At 64.7% G+C, this 18,765-nt stretch carries 17 protein-coding genes; 8 read left to right on the top strand and 9 right to left on the bottom strand.

The annotated features are described in order from the left end of the window. Window positions 1–120 precede the first annotated feature (120 nt). Window positions 121–1,332: a citrate synthase family protein gene (locus RCO31_RS30560; protein WP_308972107.1), complete on the bottom strand. Its 1,212-nt coding sequence runs from the start codon at window positions 1,330–1,332 to the stop codon at window positions 121–123. An 82-nt stretch (window positions 1,333–1,414) separates the two neighbouring features. Between RCO31_RS30560 and RCO31_RS30555 the strand changes: the two genes are divergently transcribed. Further along, window positions 1,415–2,506 (top strand): citrate synthase/methylcitrate synthase, encoded by a 1,092-nt coding sequence (locus tag RCO31_RS30555; RefSeq protein ID WP_308972106.1) that lies wholly within the window; start codon window positions 1,415–1,417, stop codon window positions 2,504–2,506. Between the two features lie 9 nt (window positions 2,507–2,515). Here the strand turns inward: RCO31_RS30555 and RCO31_RS30550 are convergent, their stop codons facing one another. Then, window positions 2,516–3,148, bottom strand: a complete 633-nt coding sequence (locus RCO31_RS30550; protein ID WP_308972105.1) for a DnaJ domain-containing protein — start codon at window positions 3,146–3,148, stop codon at window positions 2,516–2,518. Between the two features lie 191 nt (window positions 3,149–3,339). Between RCO31_RS30550 and RCO31_RS30545 the strand changes: the two genes are divergently transcribed. Then, the gene (locus tag RCO31_RS30545) at window positions 3,340–3,615 is read left to right on the top strand and encodes a BolA family protein (RefSeq protein WP_308972104.1); all 276 of its coding nucleotides are present in this window, start codon (window positions 3,340–3,342) and stop codon (window positions 3,613–3,615) included. Between the two features lie 11 nt (window positions 3,616–3,626). On the opposite strand, the gene RCO31_RS30540 is transcribed toward RCO31_RS30545, so the two are convergent. From RCO31_RS30540 to RCO31_RS30530, 3 genes are all read right to left on the bottom strand, one after another. Further along, window positions 3,627–4,136, bottom strand: a complete 510-nt coding sequence (locus tag RCO31_RS30540; protein WP_308972103.1) for an anthrone oxygenase family protein — start codon at window positions 4,134–4,136, stop codon at window positions 3,627–3,629. 145 nt (window positions 4,137–4,281) lie between these two features. Continuing rightward, window positions 4,282–5,448 (bottom strand): 3-dehydroquinate synthase, encoded by a 1,167-nt coding sequence (gene aroB, locus RCO31_RS30535; protein ID WP_308972102.1) that lies wholly within the window; start codon window positions 5,446–5,448, stop codon window positions 4,282–4,284. Beyond that, complete coding sequence (locus tag RCO31_RS30530; protein ID WP_308972113.1) at window positions 5,445–6,056, bottom strand: shikimate kinase; 612 nt, start codon at window positions 6,054–6,056, stop codon at window positions 5,445–5,447. Before RCO31_RS30530 ends, aroB begins: the two co-directional genes overlap by 4 nt. Before the next feature lie 221 nt (window positions 6,057–6,277). Here RCO31_RS30530 and RCO31_RS30525 point away from each other — a divergent pair, with 221 nt between their 5' ends. From RCO31_RS30525 to RCO31_RS30510, 4 genes are all read left to right on the top strand, one after another. After that, complete coding sequence (locus RCO31_RS30525) at window positions 6,278–6,424, top strand: histidine kinase (protein WP_308972101.1); 147 nt, start codon at window positions 6,278–6,280, stop codon at window positions 6,422–6,424. Window positions 6,425–6,442: 18 nt separating this feature from the next. After that, the gene (gene xerD / locus RCO31_RS30520; protein ID WP_308972100.1) at window positions 6,443–7,402 is read left to right on the top strand and encodes a site-specific tyrosine recombinase XerD; all 960 of its coding nucleotides are present in this window, start codon (window positions 6,443–6,445) and stop codon (window positions 7,400–7,402) included. 198 nt (window positions 7,403–7,600) lie between these two features. Next, window positions 7,601–8,551: an acetyl-CoA carboxylase carboxyltransferase subunit alpha gene (locus RCO31_RS30515; protein ID WP_308972099.1), complete on the top strand. Its 951-nt coding sequence runs from the start codon at window positions 7,601–7,603 to the stop codon at window positions 8,549–8,551. A 371-nt stretch (window positions 8,552–8,922) separates the two neighbouring features. Beyond that, a complete protein-coding gene (locus RCO31_RS30510) occupies window positions 8,923–10,350 on the top strand; it encodes a hypothetical protein (RefSeq protein ID WP_308972098.1) in 1,428 nt (475 codons plus the stop codon). 66 nt (window positions 10,351–10,416) lie between these two features. Here the strand turns inward: RCO31_RS30510 and RCO31_RS30505 are convergent, their stop codons facing one another. Further along, window positions 10,417–11,328 carry a LysR family transcriptional regulator gene (locus RCO31_RS30505; RefSeq protein WP_308972097.1) on the bottom strand — a complete coding sequence of 304 codons (912 nt, stop codon included), beginning with the start codon at window positions 11,326–11,328 and terminating at the stop codon, window positions 10,417–10,419. Window positions 11,329–11,433: 105 nt separating this feature from the next. On the opposite strand from RCO31_RS30505, the gene RCO31_RS30500 reads away from it, so the two are divergent. Both RCO31_RS30500 and RCO31_RS30495 read left to right on the top strand, forming a co-directional pair. Beyond that, the gene (locus RCO31_RS30500; RefSeq protein ID WP_308972096.1) at window positions 11,434–12,627 is read left to right on the top strand and encodes an MFS transporter; all 1,194 of its coding nucleotides are present in this window, start codon (window positions 11,434–11,436) and stop codon (window positions 12,625–12,627) included. A gap of 48 nt (window positions 12,628–12,675) precedes the next feature. Continuing rightward, on the top strand, window positions 12,676–13,710 hold the full coding sequence (locus RCO31_RS30495) for an aldo/keto reductase (RefSeq protein ID WP_308972095.1): 1,035 nt from the start codon (window positions 12,676–12,678) through the stop codon (window positions 13,708–13,710). Between the two features lie 84 nt (window positions 13,711–13,794). On the opposite strand, the gene RCO31_RS30490 is transcribed toward RCO31_RS30495, so the two are convergent. The 3 genes from RCO31_RS30490 to secA all read right to left on the bottom strand — a co-directional run bounded on the left by RCO31_RS30490 (window position 13,795) and on the right by secA (window position 18,518). After that, window positions 13,795–14,814: a succinylglutamate desuccinylase/aspartoacylase family protein gene (locus tag RCO31_RS30490; protein ID WP_308972094.1), complete on the bottom strand. Its 1,020-nt coding sequence runs from the start codon at window positions 14,812–14,814 to the stop codon at window positions 13,795–13,797. Window positions 14,815–14,885: 71 nt separating this feature from the next. Next, a complete protein-coding gene (locus RCO31_RS30485; RefSeq protein ID WP_308972093.1) occupies window positions 14,886–15,539 on the bottom strand; it encodes a glutathione S-transferase family protein in 654 nt (217 codons plus the stop codon). Window positions 15,540–15,683: 144 nt separating this feature from the next. Further along, a complete protein-coding gene (gene secA, locus RCO31_RS30480; protein WP_308972092.1) occupies window positions 15,684–18,518 on the bottom strand; it encodes a preprotein translocase subunit SecA in 2,835 nt (944 codons plus the stop codon). Between the last annotated feature and the right edge of the window lie 247 nt (window positions 18,519–18,765).

The raw sequence follows: 18,765 nt of genomic DNA, 5'->3' as shown, positions 1-18,765 counted from the left end.
GAATTTCTGATCCATAAACGACACTAGAATCATAAACTTGCTAGTGTCCTGATCGAATCCGAAGTTCGCTCTGAGCTCGCTGCAAAGTACGGCGAACTTCGGATTCGGGACACTAGCCGGCTACGCCTTTGCCGCCCGCGGCATCGGCCCGGTGTAGCGCGCGCGGGGCCGGATGAGGTTGCCGTTGCGTAACTGCTCACTCGCATGTGCGATCCAGCCTGCGGTGCGCGCCATCGCGAACAGCGCGAGTTCCTGTCCCGGCGGCAGCCCAAGCGTACGCATCAGCACCGCGAGCGCATAATCGATGTTGGCCACGACGCCGGCAGCCTCGGCGATCGCTTCGGGGATTTCCGCGATGAAGCGCCTGTCGGCGCCGACACGCGCGAGCTGTTCGAGCAGCGCCGACGCGCGGGGATCGCCCTTGTGGTAGACGCCGTGACCAAAGCCCGGGAACCGCTCGCCGAGCGCGACGCGCTCACGCACGATGGCGGCGACATCGCCCTGCTCCAGCGTCCGCACGAGCTGAGACGCCAGCATGCCCGCGCCGCCATGGCGCGGTCCCTTCAAGGCAACGAGGCCTGCGATCATCGCGTCGTACAGATTCAGTCCCGTCGAGGCGGCACAGCGCACCGTGAAGGTCGAGGCGTTGAGCTCGTGATCGGCGAGCAGCACCAGCGCCCGGCGCAGCAAGTCGGCCGCGTCCTTCCGATCCGGCGCCCACGCATCGGCAAGCTGCAAATGCAGCGGCAGCGCGGCGGGCTTACGCCCGAGCATCACAGCGATGACAAGGCGCATGATGCGGCCGCCGACCAGCGCACGACCTTCGGCGGCACGTGTGAACGCACGCGGATCGGCGTCGGCTGCAAGCGCGAGCACACCGATCGTCCGCTCGATCGGCGCGGCATCGCGCGCCGCATGGGCGACGGCCATCATCGCCTCCGACATCACCGGCAGATTGTCGGGCGCGAACGGATCGATCGACACCGCGCCCCACAGCAACGTGGCGGCATGTTCCAGGGTCGCGCTTTCCGAAAGCGCAACACAGTCGACACCGCGATAAACCGGTCCGTCGTCGGTCATGGTCGACACCGCGGTGTCGAGCACCGGCAGATCGGCATCGAAGTTGCGGAAGGCCCGCGGCTCGGCCGAGGGCGCGCGGCGGTCCTTCAGCGCCCGGACATCGTCAGCGCGATAGCGGTGCGCCCGCGAGTCGCTCGACGGTTCAGAGCGGATCAGGCCGCGGCTGACATAGGCGTAAAGGGTGGCCGGCGAGATCGCGAGCTCGGCGGCGGCCTCCCGCGCAGAGAGATAGAGCCCTGCAGATTTTTTCATATTGATTGATGTAATCAAGATTGATCGATATGTCTATTCTCACGATGCTTGAGGAGGTTCTGCCAACGAAGGAGAGCTTTCCATGACAATGCGCCCCACTTCCACTCCAAGCGGACTCGACGGCATCCCGGCGGTCGACACCGCGCTCAGCCATGTGGACGGTGCTCGCGGCGAGCTGATCATCGCCGGCGAACGCGTCGGACATCTCGCCGCGACGTCCAGCTTCGAGGGGGTGACGGCGAGGCTTTGGACTGCGGCTACGGGGCAGCCGATCGGAGAGGCCGAGGTTCGCGCCGCGCTCGGCGATGCGCGCGAGCGCACCTTTCAGCGTCTGCCGGTGCTGACGTACGCCACGCAAGGGCTCTCGATTGTCGACGGCGTGCGTGCGGCAATTGCCGCACTTCGCGCCGAGCACGGCATGAGCCATGAAGCGGCGATCGTCGGGGCGATTCCCGTCATCGTCGGCGCGCTCGTGCGGCAGGCAAGTGGAACCCAGGCTGTCGCGCCAAATCCGCGGCTCGGTCATGCCGCCGATACCTTGGCGATGCTGCACGGACGCGCACCGTCGCCGGAGCATGCGGCCGCGCTCGATGCGTATTTCGTTACCGTGTGCGACCACGGCATGAACGCCTCGACCTTCACCGCGCGCGTGATCGCGTCAACCCAGGCCGATCTTTTCTGCGTGGTCACCGGCGCCTACTGCGCACTCACCGGCCCGCTGCATGGTGGCGCGCCGGAGCCGGTGCTGGAAATGCTCGATGCGATCGGCAGTCGCGACAGGATCAAGCCGTGGATCGATGCCGCGCTCGCGCGAAAGGAACGGCTGATGGGATTCGGGCATCGCGTCTATCGTGTACGCGATCCGCGCGCCGACGTGCTGAAGCGCGCAATCGAGCGGCTGTCGCTCGGCATCGACGGCCTGCCGTTCGCCGGCGAGGTTGAAGCCTATGCGCGCGAGGCATTGAAGCGGAAGAATCCCGACCGGCCGCTGGACACCAACGTGGAATTCTTCACGGCGATCCTGCTCGATGCCCTCAAGATCCCGCGCCAGGCCTTCACGCCGATCTTCGCCACGGCGCGAGTCGCAGGCTGGACGGCGCACGCCCGCGAGCAGCAGCGCACCGGACGGCTGATCCGGCCGAGTTCGGTGTATGTGGGGATGATGCCAAAGTGACGCTTCGCGTCATCCCCGCGCGATCGACTTCAGGTAGTTGTAGGCCTTGATGATCTCAATCAGGCGATCCTCGGTCGAGCGGTCGCCGCCATTGGCATCGGGATGATGCTGCTTCACCAGCGACTTGAAGCGCACCTTGATCTCGACGGTGGTCGCCGTGTCCTCCAACCCGAGTACCTGCAACGCCTTGCGCTCGGCGTTCATCACCTTGCGCGCGTCCGTGGCCGCGTTCGATTCCGGGCCGGGGCGCCAACCCCCGCGACCATTCAGCTCGCTGAAGACACTGAACGGATCGACCGTCTCGCCGAATGCCTCTTCAGCTCCGACCCGGCCCTTGGTGCCCGAGTTGGCGCCCATCTTCCAGGTCGGACGATGACCGGTCAGCGCATCCTTCTGGTATCGCGCAACCGCGTCGTCGCTCATGCCGGAGAAGTAGTTGTAGGATTGGTTGTACGCGCGCACATGTTCAATGCAGAAGCGCCAGTACTCCCGTTCGCGCGAACGTCCCTTCGGCGCCCTGTGCGTGCCCGGATGCTTGCAACCCTGCCACTCGCACTGAGTCGTTTCTGCACGCACCGGGGCCTGCTTGGGCCCGCGCGGCGCGATGCGAATCTTGTCGAACAGCTTTGAATCGAAACTCATGGACCGATATGACGCTTGCGGCGCCTCTGCTTCAAGTCTTGACATTACTCAAACCGGCAAAGCGCGCCGGATTTAATATTTAGCGGCATTCGCCGTTTCTTCATAGAGCGATCATGAACGAGATTCCGATCATCGCACGTTAACGCATTGGCAAGTTGACGAAGGGCAGCATGCGGCGTTAAGCCCCGCACATGCTGGTGAAAGACGACATCACAAAGAAGTTGCAGGATACTTTTGCGCCCGACAGCGTCGAGGTGATCGACGAGTCCGACCAACATCACGGCCACGCCGGTCACCGGCCCGGCGGCCAGACCCACTTTCGAGTTTATATTGTATCGAAAGCCTTCGCAGGCAAGAGCCGGCTGGCCCGCCATCGGATGATCAATGAGGCGCTCGCCGCCAATCTCGCCGGTGGCGTGCATGCGCTGGCGATCCACGCGGACGCGCCCGGCGAACAGACGCGCTGACAGCCTTCGCGTCAGCGTTCCAAAACGGCCGCAACCACCAGCAGCGCCAGCGCGAGCACGGACAGCGCCGCACGGACCATGTGCGAAACTTCCCACTGGTCGCGCAGCGCGACCCAGTCGGGCGCCATATCGCCGCGTCCCCGACCGAGCGGATCGAAAGCGAAGAAGCCGCGGCCGGCGCCCTTCAACTCGACGTCCTTCAGCCAGAAATCGTTCACCGGATGCGTCATCAGCCAATAGACGGCATGCATGCAAAGCATCGCGACGAATGCGGCGAGCGTCAGCCAGAAGCCGACCGTTCCGGTCGGCGTGACGATCACTAGCAGCAGCGTCGCAACGATCGCCAATGCTTCGGCTGCGCCGCCGCCGACGGTGAACCCCGGATAATAGATCTGTTGTGTAGCGACATAGGCGTCCCGCTCGAGTCGCAGCTTTCCGGGATACTCGAGCGCGTGCGCCAGTGCCGGCGTCATCGCGCCGGCGACCAGAAGGATGGTGACGATCTGCAAGACCTGGAACACGAGGCCGTCTCCTCGCTATTCATGGATGAACTTCAACGGAGCCCGCGGCGCTTCGTTCCGGTTTCCGACGAGGTGACGAACCGGCAGATGCACGCTTTTTCGCACGCGGCGGCTGGAACCATGCACACGACGGGTTCGTCCGCAGTCAGCCAAGCTTCCGCGCCAGGAAGTTTCGCACCGTCTGCGGCTCGACGTCATTGACGATGACCGCCTCGCCAAGCGCCTTGAGGAGAATGAACGTCAGCCGTCCGCGCTTGACCTTCTTGTCCTGCGCCATCAGCGCCATCAACGCGTCTGCGTCGGCAAGGCCTTCCTGTGCGAAACCGGCGACCTCCTGCAGCCGCGTCGGCAGTCCGGCTTCGGACAAATGCCTGGTCACGCGCGCCGCGTCGCCGGCATCGAGCATGCCGAGCTCGGCGGACAGCTCCGCCGCAAGCACCATGCCGATCGACACCCCCTCGCCGTGGAACAGGCGGTCGGAAAATCCGGTGGCGGCCTCGAGCGCGTGGCCGAAGGTGTGGCCGAGATTGAGCAGCGCGCGGTCACCGGTCTCGCGCTCGTCGCGAGCGACGATCGCGGCCTTGGCGCGGCAGCTTTCGGCGATCGCACGCTCACGCGCAGGCCCGCCTGAAAAAATCTCGTCACGATTGGCCTCGAGCCAGGCGAAGAACGCCGCGTCGCCCAGCACGCCATATTTCGCGACCTCCGCATAGCCCGCACGGAACTGGCGTTCCGGCAGCGTATCGAGCACTTCGGTGTCCGCGACCACCAGCACCGGCTGGTGGAATGCGCCGAGCAGGTTCTTGCCGTGCGGTGAATTGATTCCGGTCTTACCGCCGACCGACGAATCCACCTGCGCCAGCAGCGTCGTCGGCACCTGCACGAAATCGACGCCGCGACGAACGATCGACGCGGCAAAGCCTGCGAGATCGCCGATCACGCCGCCACCGAGCGCGATGACGAGATCGTTGCGCTCGATCTTCGCGGCGATCAGCGCCTCGCTGACCTGTTCGAGCACCTGATAGCTCTTGGTCGCTTCACCTTCGCCGACGACGATGCGCGACGACGGCACGCCGGCATCCGCGAGCGTCGCCTCCACAGGTTCGAGCCAGTGCGCGGCGACGCTGCGATCGGTGACGATCGCGGTGCGCACGCCTGGGCGCACCGCGACGATCCGTTCGCCGAGCGAGCGCAGCACGCCACGGCCGATGACGATGTCATAGGCGCGATCGTCCAGGCCGACATTGACGATGGTTTCGGCATCGCCGGATGCGGACGCCGGCGCCGTGGAATTGCGTGACAAGGAAATCATGACGCACTCTTTGCGGGCTCAGCCCGATCCGACAGGTATCCGGCGAGCGCGGTGATGCACTCGTCGACGATGCGGTCGTGCGGCACCTCGCGCGACAGCAGGATCAGGTCCGCCTCGGCGTAAAGCGGGTAGCGCTCCTGGATCAGCTTCTCGATGGTCGCAGCGGGATCGGCCGTCTGCAGCAGCGGCCGGTCGCTGCGCCGCTTGACACGACGGAGCAGCACATCGGCGTCGGCTTTGAGCCAGATCGAGATCCCCTTGGCGCGAATGCGCTCGCGCGTCTCGCCGCGCAGCCAGGCGCCGCCGCCGGTCGCAAGCACGCACGGCGCTCCGTCCAGAAGCCGCGCAATCACTCGCGCTTCGCCATCACGAAAATACTGTTCGTCGTGCGCAGCAAAGATTTCCGGAATCGACATGCCGGCCGCAGCCTCGATCTCGATGTCCGCGTCGACGAAACTCAGCCCCAGCCTCGCAGCCAGTCGCCGGCCGACGGTCGACTTGCCCGCCCCCATCATGCCGACCAGCACGATCGCGCGCGCGCCGAGCGCGGCAGTGACAGCCGCGTCCTGCGCTGCGACGGCAGATTCGTGCGCCAACGTACCAGACACCCTTTGATAAACCTTCTCTGCATAGTCGACCGGATCGTCCCCGGCCGGCCGGGCCACCTATACTACCGGCCGCACGGCGATTGCCAGCGGGTCTTGCCAAGCATCTTTCCTGCCGTCCAGCCTTGCCAGCGCGTGGCGAACGTGATGCTTACGGCTTATTCTTGTTCTTGAGCCAGGTCGATTCCATTGGTTAATTCGAGCCGCCTGCTCCGAGGTCGCAGATGCCAACCCTGCTCCGCTTTCTGACCGTCGTCGCGGTAATCTGCGGGTTGATTTATGGTGGGATCTTTGCGCTCGCAACGCTCTTCGATCCGGTGCCGCGCGAGATCACGGTGACCGTGCCTCCCGACAAATTCCAGAAGCGCTAGGGCGCCGCGGAGCAAACGATGGCGGGCCGCAGAACCTCCACCGACCAGCAACTCGCCGCCCTGTTTCTCGACATGCTGGCGGCCGAACAGGGCGCCGGCGAGAACACGCTCGCCGCCTACCGGCGCGATCTCGATGACCTCTCGGCATTCCTCACACGCAAAGGCACTGCTTTCGCGCGCGCAACCACCGACGACGTGCGCGACTATCTCGCCGATCTCGACGGGCGCGGCTTCAAGGCGTCGAGCGTGGCGCGAAAGCTCTCCGCCTTGCGTCACCTGTTCCGCTTCCTGCTCGGTGAGGGCGTGCGCGCTGACGATCCCGCCGCGATCCTCTCGGGGCCGAAGCGCGGCCGCACCCTGCCGAAGGTGCTGTCGATCGCCGATGTCGACAGGCTGCTGGCGCAGGCGAAGAGCATAGCCGAACGGGCGGACATGAGCGCGACGCAACGTCTGCGCGCGTTGCGTCTGTCGTGCCTGCTCGAGGTGCTCTACGCCACAGGCCTGCGCGTCAGCGAGCTCGTCACGCTGCCGGTGTCGGCGGCACGACGCGACGCGCGCATGATCGTCGTGCGCGGCAAGGGCAACAAGGAACGCTTCGTCCCACTCAACGACAGCGCCAGGCGTGCGATGGCTGACTATCTCACGGCGATGGAAGCGGCGCGCGGCGACGCCAAGGCCTTGAAGCCGACGAAATGGCTGTTTCCGTCGTTCGGCGAAAGCGGTCACCTGACGCGTCAGCATTTCGCGCGCGAGCTGAAGGATCTGGCCGGCTCTGTCGGCATCGCGCCACGGCTCGTCAGTCCGCATGTGCTGCGGCATGCCTTTGCCAGCCATCTGCTCCACAATGGCGCGGACCTGCGCATCGTGCAGACGCTTCTGGGTCATACCGACATCTCGACCACGCAGATCTATACGCACATCGTCGAGGAGCGGCTGAAGAGCCTCGTGCGCGATCTGCATCCGCTTGCAGAAGCGTGAGTGGCCGGCAAGGCTGCGGGGCCACTCGCCGGCGCGGTTTTGCACGGGAATATGGTGAATTCACAAATCCTTTCTTAATTCAAGACCTTGCTTGACCCGCGGCGCAGGTTGACTTGAAACGCCGCCAAGGCCAGACAGGACCCGCGCGGCGCGCGCCGTCGCTCAAGTCTTCACCGGATCGCGTCATACCGGATCACAATGCGAAGCTACCTCGATTTCGAAAAGCCCGTCGCCGAACTCGACGCCAAGCTCGATGAACTGCGCACGCTGGCGGCGAGCGGCAGCGACATCGGCGATGAGATCACGCGAGTCGAGGAGCGCGCATCGCAGGCGCTGGTCGGTCTCTACGCCAACCTGACGCCGTGGCAGAAGACGCTCGTCGCGCGACATCCGCAACGGCCGCACCTGCTCGATTTCGTCGGCGCGCTGATTACCGAGTTCACACCGCTTGCGGGCGACCGCAAGTTCGGTGAAGACGAAGCGATGGTTGGCGGCTTCGGACGCTTCCGCGGCGAAAGCATCTGCGTGATCGGCCAGGAGAAGGGCGCGACCACGGAGAACCGGCTGAAGCACAATTTCGGCATGGCGCGGCCGGAAGGCTATCGCAAGGCGGCGCGGCTGATGGAGATGGCCGACCGGTTCAACATTCCGGTGCTGTCACTGGTCGATACGGCAGGGGCCTATCCCGGCATCGGCGCCGAAGAGCGTGGACAGGCCGAAGCGATTGCCCGCTCGACCGACGTCTGCCTTCAACTCGGCGTGCCGAACGTCGCCGTCATTACCGGCGAAGGCATGTCCGGCGGTGCCATCGCCATCACCACGGCGAGCCGGGTGCTGATGCTGGAGCACGCCATCTACAGCGTGATATCGCCGGAAGGCGCGGCGTCGATCCTCTGGCGCGACGCCGCCAAGGCGCAGGAAGCGGCGATCAACATGAAGATCACCGCCCAGGACCTGTTGCGCTTCGGCGTGATCGACGAGATCGTCAAGGAACCCGTGGGAGGCGCCCACCGCGATCCGGCCGCTGTCATCGCCGCAACGGGCGATGCCATCGCCCACGCGCTCGACGATCTGCGCAATCTCGATCGCGACGCCATCCGCACCCAGCGCCGGCAAAAGTTCCTCGAGATCGGCCGCAAGCTCGGCTGATTCGCGCTTCGCCGTTTTCGGCCCGGCGGCGCGACCTTTCCAGCACTCTTCCGACGAACACCTTGGCGAGTCGGCCGGCGGGCCAGTTCATGGCTTTTTTGGGGCGCCTACGAAGCGAGTTCGCCAAACCCCTCAATCATTTACGTCACATTCACTATCGCGGCGACGTGACCTCGCCGGGCTCGCGAATCGGCTTGCGAGCGCACCCGCTTAAGGATAACGATTGTTCAACGGCTTCAAGGCAGGTTGCGCAAAATCCGGATGGTTCTGGGGTGTCCGGTTGGGGTTGTCGCGAGGCGGGGAGCTTGAGCTTGAATTCTGACCGTCTGGTTCGGGGGCTTATAGCGTCGGCTGCTATAACAGCATGCGTCGTGCTGGCCGGCTGCAACGCCGAACAGGCCGCCTTCGTCACCAACGCGAAGGCGAACAAGCCGATCCCGCAAAAGCTCATCAACGAAATTGCGGCGAAGGAGATGGATCCGCAGTCGCCGATCCTGGTCCGCCTGTTCAAGCAGGAAGCCGAGCTCGAGGTCTGGAAGCAGGACAAGACGGGCCGCTTCGCACTGCTGCAAACCTATCCGATCTGCCGCTGGTCCGGCGAGCTCGGTCCCAAGATCAAGGAAGGCGACCGGCAAGCGCCCGAGGGCTTCTACAACATCACGCCTGCGCAGATGAACCCGGAGTCGCAGTTCTATCTGTCATTCAACATGGGCTACCCGAACGCCTATGACCGCTCGCTCGGCCGCACCGGCGCCCATCTGATGGTGCACGGCGACTGCTCCTCGCGCGGCTGCTACGCGATGACCGACGAGCAGATTTCCGACATCTACGCACTCGGCCGCGAATCCTTCTTCGGAGGACAGCGCTCGTTCCAGGTGCAAGCCTATCCGTTCCGGATGACGGCGCAGAACATGGCCAAGCATCGCAACAATCCGAACATGCCGTTCTGGAAGATGCTGAAGCAGGGCAACGATCACTTCGAGGTGACACACCTCGAGCCGAAGGTCGACGTGTGCGAACAACGCTACGTGTTCAACGCTGACAAGGAACCGAACGCGAGCCGGCCGCCGAGCTTCAATCCCATCGGCAAATGCCCGACCTATCAGGTGCAGGACGACATCGCGCAGGCAGTCGCCGAGAAGCAGCGCAAGGACGACTATGCGATCGCCGAGCTGATCAACCGCGGCACGCCGAGCATCGTCGCGCGCAAGGGCGTCGATGGCGGCATGCATGCGCTGTTCGCCGCAAAGACACCGAACGGCAATACAGGCCTTTCGGACACGAAGAGCTCTTCGGTCGTTGTCAGCTCCGCCGTGCCGCCGGTGCCGACGACCGTGAACCCGCCGGCGTCGTTCGACGGGCCAACAGCCTTTGCCGCCACGTCGTCAAATACCGGCGGCGACTTCCTCTCCACCTCGAACTCCAGCCCCGCACCGGCACGCGCGGAGCCGGCAAAGCAGCAGGCAGAACCGACGCGCGTCGCGTCGGCAGGTTCGGAAGGTTTCTTCTCGAGCCTCGCGCGCAAGATCGGCATCGGCGGATCGGACTCGGCCGCCGGCACTGCGCCGATCAGGCAGGCCGCTCAGCCGCAATCGAAGCCGAAGCCTGTTGTGGCCGCGGGGAGGCCGCCTGCGGCTACGAAGCACGAGCCAAAGACGTCTGAGAGCAGGACTGTTGAGACCAAGACTGTAGCAAAGCCTGCATCTGCACCTGAGCCGAAGGAGCGCGACACGACCATCGCCGGCGCCCAGGCGATCGTGCCGTCGAACAATTTCGACAACCGCTGGTCTTTGCGCTAGGCGCGACAGCCTCACTGCTGGCATAGCCACTCGCGAGAGCTGCGTCGCGGCATGCGCACGAGCGCTCTAGCCGGGAATTCGCGCGCGCTCGGCGAGGAAGTCGAGCAGCGCCCGAACGCGCGAGGGCAACAGACCACCCTGCCCGAGATAGATCGCGTGAAAGCTTTCGCGATCGCCGGGATTGAAACGCTCCAGCACTGGTACCAGGCGCCCCGACGCGATGTCGCCACGCACCGTGAAGGTCGCAAGGCGGGCAAGCCCGGCGCCGCCGATTGCCAGATGGCGCAACCCTTCGCCGTCGCTTGCCTGCACCCGGCCCACGGTCGGCACGATCACCTGGCTGCCGTTGCGCGGCTTGAGTGGCCAGCCCTGAAGCGCGCGCGCATAGCCAAAGCCGAGGCGATTGTGCCGATCGAGATCGGCGATGGTCTTCGGCTCGCCGTACCGTTGCAGGTAGGACGGTGCGCCGACGATCATCAACCCGGTATCGCCGAGCTTGCGGGCGATCAGGCTCGAACTCTTCAACGGTCCGGCGCGAACCGCGACATCGGTCCGCTCGGCCAGAAGGTCGATGACGAGATCCGTCTGCACGACGTCCAGCGTCACCTCGGGGTAGCGCGCCAGAAATTCCCCGATCACCGGTGCGAGCAGGTGGGTGCCGTAGGAGGCGCTGGTGTTGAAGCGGATCAGTCCGCTCGGGCGCTCGCCTTCGGCCGCGCCACGTTCGGCTTCGTCCAGGTCGGCGAGAACGCGCGTCGCGCGCTCATAGAACGCCGAGCCCTCCGGCGTCAGTTGCAACCTGCGGGTCGAACGGTTGACGAGCCGCGCGCCGAGCCGGCCTTCGAGGCGCGCAATCAGCTTGCTGACGGCCGACGGCGTCATCCGGCAGGCGCGCGCCGCGGACGAAAACCCGCCCTGCTCGACCACCCGGACGAACACCTCCATCTCGCCGGACCGGTTGACCTCGATTCGGGCCATTGTGAATTCATCTCATAGATGATGTTACTAGACGCATTCTATCTCAACTTGTCAGTTGCGGCCATATCTCGCCCGGCAAGCAAATCAGCAGGAGCGAGACCGGACATGCCGCTGGCACTTTATGCCCTGACGGCCGGAGCCTTTGGCATCGGCGTTACCGAATTCGTCATCATGGGCCTACTGATGGAGGTCAGCGACACGTTCCACGTGTCGATCGCCTCGGCCGGTCTGCTGATCTCCGGCTATGCGCTGGGCGTCGTCGCCGGCGCGCCGGTGCTAACCGCGCTCAGCGCGCGCTGGCCGCGCAAGACCGTGCTGCTGGCGCTGATGGTCATCTTCACGCTCGGCAACGCGGCCTGTGCGCTTGCACCGAGCTACGGCCTGCTGATGGCAGCGCGCATCCTGACCGCCTTCGCGCACGGCACCTTCTTCGGTGTCGGCTCGGTCGTCGCGACCAGCCTGGTCCCGGCCGACCGCAAGGCTTCGGCCATCGCGATCATGTTCACGGGCCTGACCATCGCCAACATCCTGGGCGTGCCATTCGGCACCTGGCTCGGCCAGCAGTTCGGCTGGCGCGCGACCTTTTGGGCCGTGACGATCGTCGGCATCGTCGCACTCGCGATCATCGCCGCCTTCGTGCCCAAGGACGAGGCCGCGCCGGAGGAGAGCGACTGGCGTGCCGATCTCAAAGCGATGGCGCAGCGTCCAGTTCTGCTCGGCCTACTCACGACCGTGTTCGGCTTCGCCGGCGTCTTCGCGGTCTTCACCTATATCGCGCCGATCCTGACCAAGGTGGCCGGACTTGGCGAAGCCAGCGTCTCGCCGATCCTGCTGATCTTCGGCGGTGGGCTGATCGTCGGCAACCTGCTCGGCGGCAAGCTCGCCGACAAGTACCTCGTCCCGACCGTGATCGGCAGCATGGTCGTGCTCGCCGTGGTGCTCGGCCTGATGACATTGGCCATCCATGACGGCATCGCGGCGACAGCCTTCGTCTTCCTGCTCGGCACCGCCGGCTTCGCCACCGTGCCGCCGCTGCAGATGTGGGTGCTGGAGCGGGCAAGCGGCGCCGGCCAGAGCCTGGCCTCGAGCCTCAATATCGCCGCCTTCAACCTCGGCAATGCGCTCGGCGCCTGGGCCGGCGGCGCCACCATCGATTACGGGCCGGGCCTGACAGCGATCCCGCTCGTCGCGATGCTGATGCCGATCGGCGCGCTCGCCGTCGTCTTCTGGAGCCTACGGCTCGACCGCAAGGATGCAGCACTCAAGACGGCCACGGTCGGCCCAGCGCTTTGTCCTTAATTCGTTTCAAACGCCTACAGACGTTCACCACCTAAAAGGACAAGACCCGTGGACTATCGTCGTCTCGGCAATTCCGGCCTGAAGGTGCCGGCACTCAGCTTCGGCACCGGCACCTTCGGCGGCTCCGGCCCGCTCTTCGGTGCCTGGGGCAATACCGACGCCAGCGAGGCCCGCCGCCTCATCGACATCTGTCTTGAGGCCGGGCTCAATCTCTTCGACACAGCGGACGTCTATTCGAACGGCGCCTCCGAGGAGGTGCTCGGCAAGGCGATCAAGGGCCGGCGTAACGAGGTGCTGATCTCGACCAAGACCGGCCTGCCAATGGGCGACGGGCCGAACGAGGCCGGCTCCTCGCGCTTCCGGCTGATCAAGGCGGTCGAGGATGCGCTGCGCCGGCTCGGCACCGACCATATCGACCTGCTGCAACTGCACGCCTTCGATGCCGGCACGCCGGTCGAGGAAGTGCTGTCGACCCTCAGTGACCTCGTGAGCGCCGGCAAGCTGCGCTATGTCGGTGTCTCCAATTTCGCCGGCTGGGAGCTGATGAAGTCGCTCGCCGTCGCCGAGAAGCACGGGCTGCCGCGCTATGTCGCGCATCAGGTCTATTACTCGCTGGTCGGCCGCGATTACGAGCATGAGCTGATGCCGCTCGGCCACGACCAGGGCATCGGCGCCCTGGTCTGGAGTCCGCTCGGCTGGGGTCGCCTCACCGGCAAGCTGCGCCGCGGCCAAAAGCTGCCGGAGGGCAGCCGCCTGCACCAGACGGCCGAGTTCGGCCCGCCGGTCGATGACGAGCACCTCTACAAGGTGGTCGACGTGCTCGACGAAATCGCCGAGGAGACCGGCAAGTCGGTCCCGCAGATCGCGATCAACTGGCTCCTGCAGCGCCCGACCGTCTCCAGCGTCATCATAGGCGCCCGCAACGAGGAACAGCTCCGGCAGAATCTCGGCGCAGTCGGCTGGTCGTTGACGACGGAGCAGATGGCCAAGCTCGATGCGGCGAGCGTGGTGACGGCCCCGTATCCGTACTTCCCCTACCGGCGCCAGGCAGGATTCGCCCGGCTGAACCCACCGCTCGTTTGATCACGCTCAATTCGCAGCTGCCTCGACACCGAGATCCTCGCGGACGACCGAGGCCCTCCCTAGGACAGGGGAACTGCGTCGCTTTCAGGCGCCGCGCGCGCTCCTTACGCCGAGGTAGCAGATCGCCTCGCCCAGTTTTGCATTGGCATTCGGAAAGATGATGTAGCCGTCGCGCGGAGCGCTCACGAGCTCTCCGTCAACGCGACGGGCAACGGGCTGTCCGGCGGTAACGCTGTCTCCGGTCCTCCACTGGCCCTCAAGCTTGTCGCCTGGCGTCTCGCAGATCACGAGATCGTTCATGTGGATCACGGCTGGCCGGCGCCGCGCTGGGAGAGCCGCGTCGACCATAGGCGAGTGAAGCGACGCCGTTCTTCGAACGGCTATGCCGAGATGGACGAGCGCGTTATGAATCGCAGCATGGCCAATATCGGCCGCAGCCGGATCATCGTGCTGGCCGCATTCCAGCGTGACGCCATAGCCGCCGGCGAAACGCATGTACTCGGTAGTCCCAAAACCCTCGGTGACGGCGAGAGGCGGCAGGGCCAGCCGCTCGCGCGCCGCGATCAGCGCGACATAGATGTCGAGCCAGCCATGAATCAGGATGTCGGTGCCGAGACAGGCGGCGAAGGCGGCTTCCGCCGTGGCATGACGAAAGGCTTCGAGCTCACCCGCATTGTCCTCCGGACCGAAGAAGACGAAGGGCTTGCCCTCGCCGCGGAACGAATGGATGTCGAGCAGAACATCGTGCTGGCGCAACAGGGCGGTCAGCGGGTTGCCGATCCTGTCCTCGTTGTCGACGGGAAGCGGCCTTTCGCGCAGATCGCGGTTGAGGTTTCGGTCCCCTTCGCGCGTGTTCTGCCGGTAGGCCTTGGCATTGGCGACCGGCACGAAAGTGACCTCGCCGCGCCGGATCACCAGCCGTCCCGCCCGGCAATCGTCGATGGCGCGCACGATCGCGTTCGGACCGCAGGTCTCGTTGCCGTGGACTGCACCGACCACGATCAGCTTCGGACCGGTCTTCAATCCATGGAATCGCACGCTCTCCAGCGGCGCATCGTCGACGTTCGGCACGGCCCAGCGGATGGCGGAGGAATTGGCGGACATCGGGTGATCCTGGAGGCGAAGGACTTGGTCAGGCCGAGTGCAGCGCGACGCGACGACCGGCTGAATTGTCTTTACGCCGGCTCCTGCTCGCGCGTCGCCATCATCGACTTGAATGCCGGGCGCACATGGCAGCTCTCGAGCCAGGCCTTGACGCGCGGCGCAGCGCTGAACAGTTCCGGTGCAGTCATCGCATAGCGCACGACCTCCGCCACATTGATATCGGCGACGGTGAAGCGCCCGCCCACCAGAGAACCGGACGCGGCCAGCGCGTTGTCCAGCACGGCAAAGGGAGCACGCAACGCGTCGATCGCCGCTTGCGCAAGCTTCGCATCGCGCAGTTCCGGCTTGCCCGCGCGATGCGTCAGCACCTGCAGGGAATGAGGTTCGACCTCGGTCGCGGCCCATAGCGACCACATGGTCATGAGCCCGTCTTCCATCAGGTCGGCCGGTGCGAGCGGACCACCGTGCTTCTTCGCAAGATAGAGATTGATCGCCAGCGATTCGTGCAGCGTCAGGCCGCCATCGTCCATCGACGGGATGTGGCCATTCGGATTGATCTTCAGAAACGCCGCCGAGCGCGTATGCGACGGTGCATCTGCGGCGTTAGGGTCGCTCAGCCGATAGGCCTGGATCACCGGCTCGCACTTGAACGGAATGCCGAGTTCGTTCGCAAGCCAGTAATTGCGCGACGCGCGCGAACGATAAACGCCGTAAATGGTGAGCATGGCCGATCCCTTCCCTTCGATTGGCGATCGTCATCCTTAACGGAAGAGCGTAGCGCTGTCTCGAAGGATGACGCCATGGAATGGCGGCGTGCCAGCCTCATGGCCGGGACGCGCAAAAAGGGGCGCTCTCGCGAGGGTTACCGTTTAAGCGAACCGGCCGTGGCAGTGCTTGAACTTCTTGCCCGAGCCACAGGGGCAATTCTCGTTGCGCCCCACCTTGCCCCAGGTCGCCGGGTTGTTCGGATCGCGGTCGGCCGGCGCGGTCGGCGGCGACATCGCCACCTGCGCGAGCGACATCTCGTCTTCGCCGGTGTTCGGATTGAACTTGTGCGCCTCCATCTCCGGCAGCTCGGGCTGTTGCTCCGGCGGCACGATCTCGACCCGCATCAGCTGTGCCGTCACCGCCTCGCGCAAGTGTGCGACCATCGTCTCGAACAGGTTGAACGCTTCGGCCTTGTACTCGTTGAGCGGATCGCGCTGGCCATAGCCGCGCAGCCCGATCACCTGCCGAAGGTGATCCAGCATCACGAGATGCTCACGCCAGAGATGGTCGAGCGTCTGCAGAAGCAGCGTCTTCTCGACGTAGCGGATGACGTCCGGGCCCCATTGCGCGACCTTCGCGGCCATGTGCTCATCGACGCGCTTCTCGACGCGCTGCATGATCTCTTCGTCGGCGATGCCTTCTTCCTTCGCCCACTCGTCGACCGGCAGGTCGAGCGCAAGCACACGGTTGAGCTCCTCCTTGAGGCCGACGACGTCCCACTGCTCGGGGTAGACGCCTTCCGGCACATGCTTGGACACCAGGTCGTCCACCAGCGCGTGGCGCATGTCGGCCACCGTCTCGGCGACGTCCTCGTCGCGCATCAGGTCGATGCGCTGGTCGAAGATCACCTTGCGCTGATCGTTCTGGACGTTGTCGAATTTCAAGAGATTCTTGCGGATGTCGAAGTTGCGCGCCTCGACCTTCTGCTGCGCCTTCTCCAGCGCCTTGTTGATCCACGGATGGATGATCGCCTCGCCGTCCTTCAGGCCGAGACGCTGCAGCATCGTGTCCAGCCGGTCCGAGCCGAAGATGCGCATCAGGTCGTCTTCCAGCGACAGGAAGAACTTCGAGCGGCCGGGGTCGCCCTGACGGCCGGAACGACCACGCAACTGATTGTCGATGCGCCGTGACTCGTGGCGCTCGGAGCCGATGATGTACAGTCCGCCCGGCTTGGTGATGGTCTTGGCGGACTTGCCGCCTTTCGCCAGTTCGATCTCGACCGTCTCTTCAGCCTTCAGCACGATCTCGCGGAAGCGCTCGACGTCGGACTTGATCTGCTCGATACGCTTCTGCTTTTCCGCCTCGTCCTCGATGCCCGCCGTTTCCTGGGCGATCCGCATCTCCAGCGAGCCGCCGAGCTTGATGTCAGTGCCGCGGCCGGCCATGTTGGTGGCGATGGTGATCGCGCCGGGCACGCCGGCCTCGGCGACGATGTAAGCTTCCTGCTCATGGAAGCGCGCGTTCAGCACCGCGAACAACTTTGCCGGCTTGCCGGTGCGTGCGGCGGCATAGAGCTTCTCCAGCGCCTTCGGGTTGCCGAAGTCGATCTGCTTGTAGCCGTTCTTCTTCAGATACTCGGCCAGCGTCTCCGACTTTTCGATCGAGGCGGTACCGACCAGCACCGGCTGCAGCCGCGCATTGGCGCGCTCGATCTCGGCGAGGATCGCCGCGTATTTTTCGTTCGCCGTCCGATAGACCTCGTCATCTTCGTCCAGGCGGGCGACCGAAACGTTGGTCGGAATTTCGCGCACTTCGAGCTTGTAGATGTCGAAGAACTCATCCGCCTCGGTTGCCGCGGTACCGGTCATGCCGGCGAGCTTCTCGTACATGCGAAAGTAGTTCTGGAAGGTGATCGAGGCCAGCGTCTGGTTCTCGGGCTGGATCGGCTGATGCTCCTTCGCCTCGAGCGCCTGATGCAGGCCTTCCGAGTAGCGGCGGCCCGGCATCATGCGGCCGGTGAACTCGTCGATGATGATCACCTCGCCGTCGCGGACGATGTAGTCCTTGTCGCGGGTGAACAGCGTGTGGGCGCGTAGCGCCTGATTGATGTGGTGGACAGTGGAGACGTTCTCGATGTCGTACAGCGAGTCGCCCTTGAGCAAGTCCGCATCGCGGATCATCTGCTCCATCTTTTCCATGCCGGCTTCGGTCAGCGTCACCGTGCGCTGCTTCTCGTCGACCTCGTAGTCACCCTTCGTGAGTTGCGGAATGTAGCCGTCGATGGTGTTGTAGAACTCGGAGCGATCGTCGAGCGGGCCGGAGATGATCAGCGGTGTGCGCGCTTCGTCGATCAGGATCGAGTCCACTTCGTCGACGATGGCGAAGTAGTGCGGCCGCTGGACCATGTCCTCCAGCCGGTACTTCATGTTGTCGCGCAGATAGTCGAAGCCGTATTCGTTGTTGGTGCCGTAGGTAATGTCGCAGGTGTAGGCCGTCTTGCGCTCGGCGTCGTCGAGGCCGTGCACGATCACGCCGGTGGTGAGCCCGAGGAACGAGTAGATCTGCCCCATCCACTCGGCGTCGCGGCGGGCGAGGTAGTCGTTCACGGTCACGACATGCACGCCCTTGCCGGCGAGCGCGTTCAGGTACACCGCGAGCGTTGCGACCAGGGTCTTGCCCTCACCGGTCTTCATCTCGGCGATGTCGCCTTCGTGCAGCACCATGCCGCCGATCAACTGCACGTCGAAATGGCGCTGGCCGAGGGTGCGCTTGGCGGCCTCGCGGACCGTGGCGAAGGCCGGAGCGAGGATATCGTCCAGCGACTTGCCCTGCTCCAGCTGCTGCTTGAATTCGTCGGTGCGCGCGCGCAGCTGTTCGTCGGTGAGTTTCTCGAGCTCGCTTTCGAGCGCGTTGATGGCATTGACCCGCGGCTGATAGGACTTGATGCGCCGGTCGTTGGCGGAACCGAAAAGCTTGCGGGCGAGCGCGCCGATCATTGAAAATTCGTCCTTGAAGAGAGGCGACTTTAGCCGCAATCAGCCTCTAGCGGATTAACCAAGGCAGCCGAAATCGCGCCGCGGCCAGTTCCATACGGCCGGGCAGAGATATGAGCCGCCCAAAGCCTTGTCAACGGCGCTTAACCTCTCAGGAAATTCATGATTCTGCCTGACTTTACGCATTGCTAAGGCGCCACGATTGCGCGACTGTCCGCCCGCGTTGAACATTCAGATCCTTACGAGATTC

Source organism: Bradyrhizobium sp. LHD-71, from assembly GCF_031157255.1.
Lineage (GTDB): Bacteria > Pseudomonadota > Alphaproteobacteria > Rhizobiales > Xanthobacteraceae > P52-10.
Note: the sequence above shows the minus strand (reverse complement) of the source record. Positions and strands in the feature narration are given on the sequence as shown.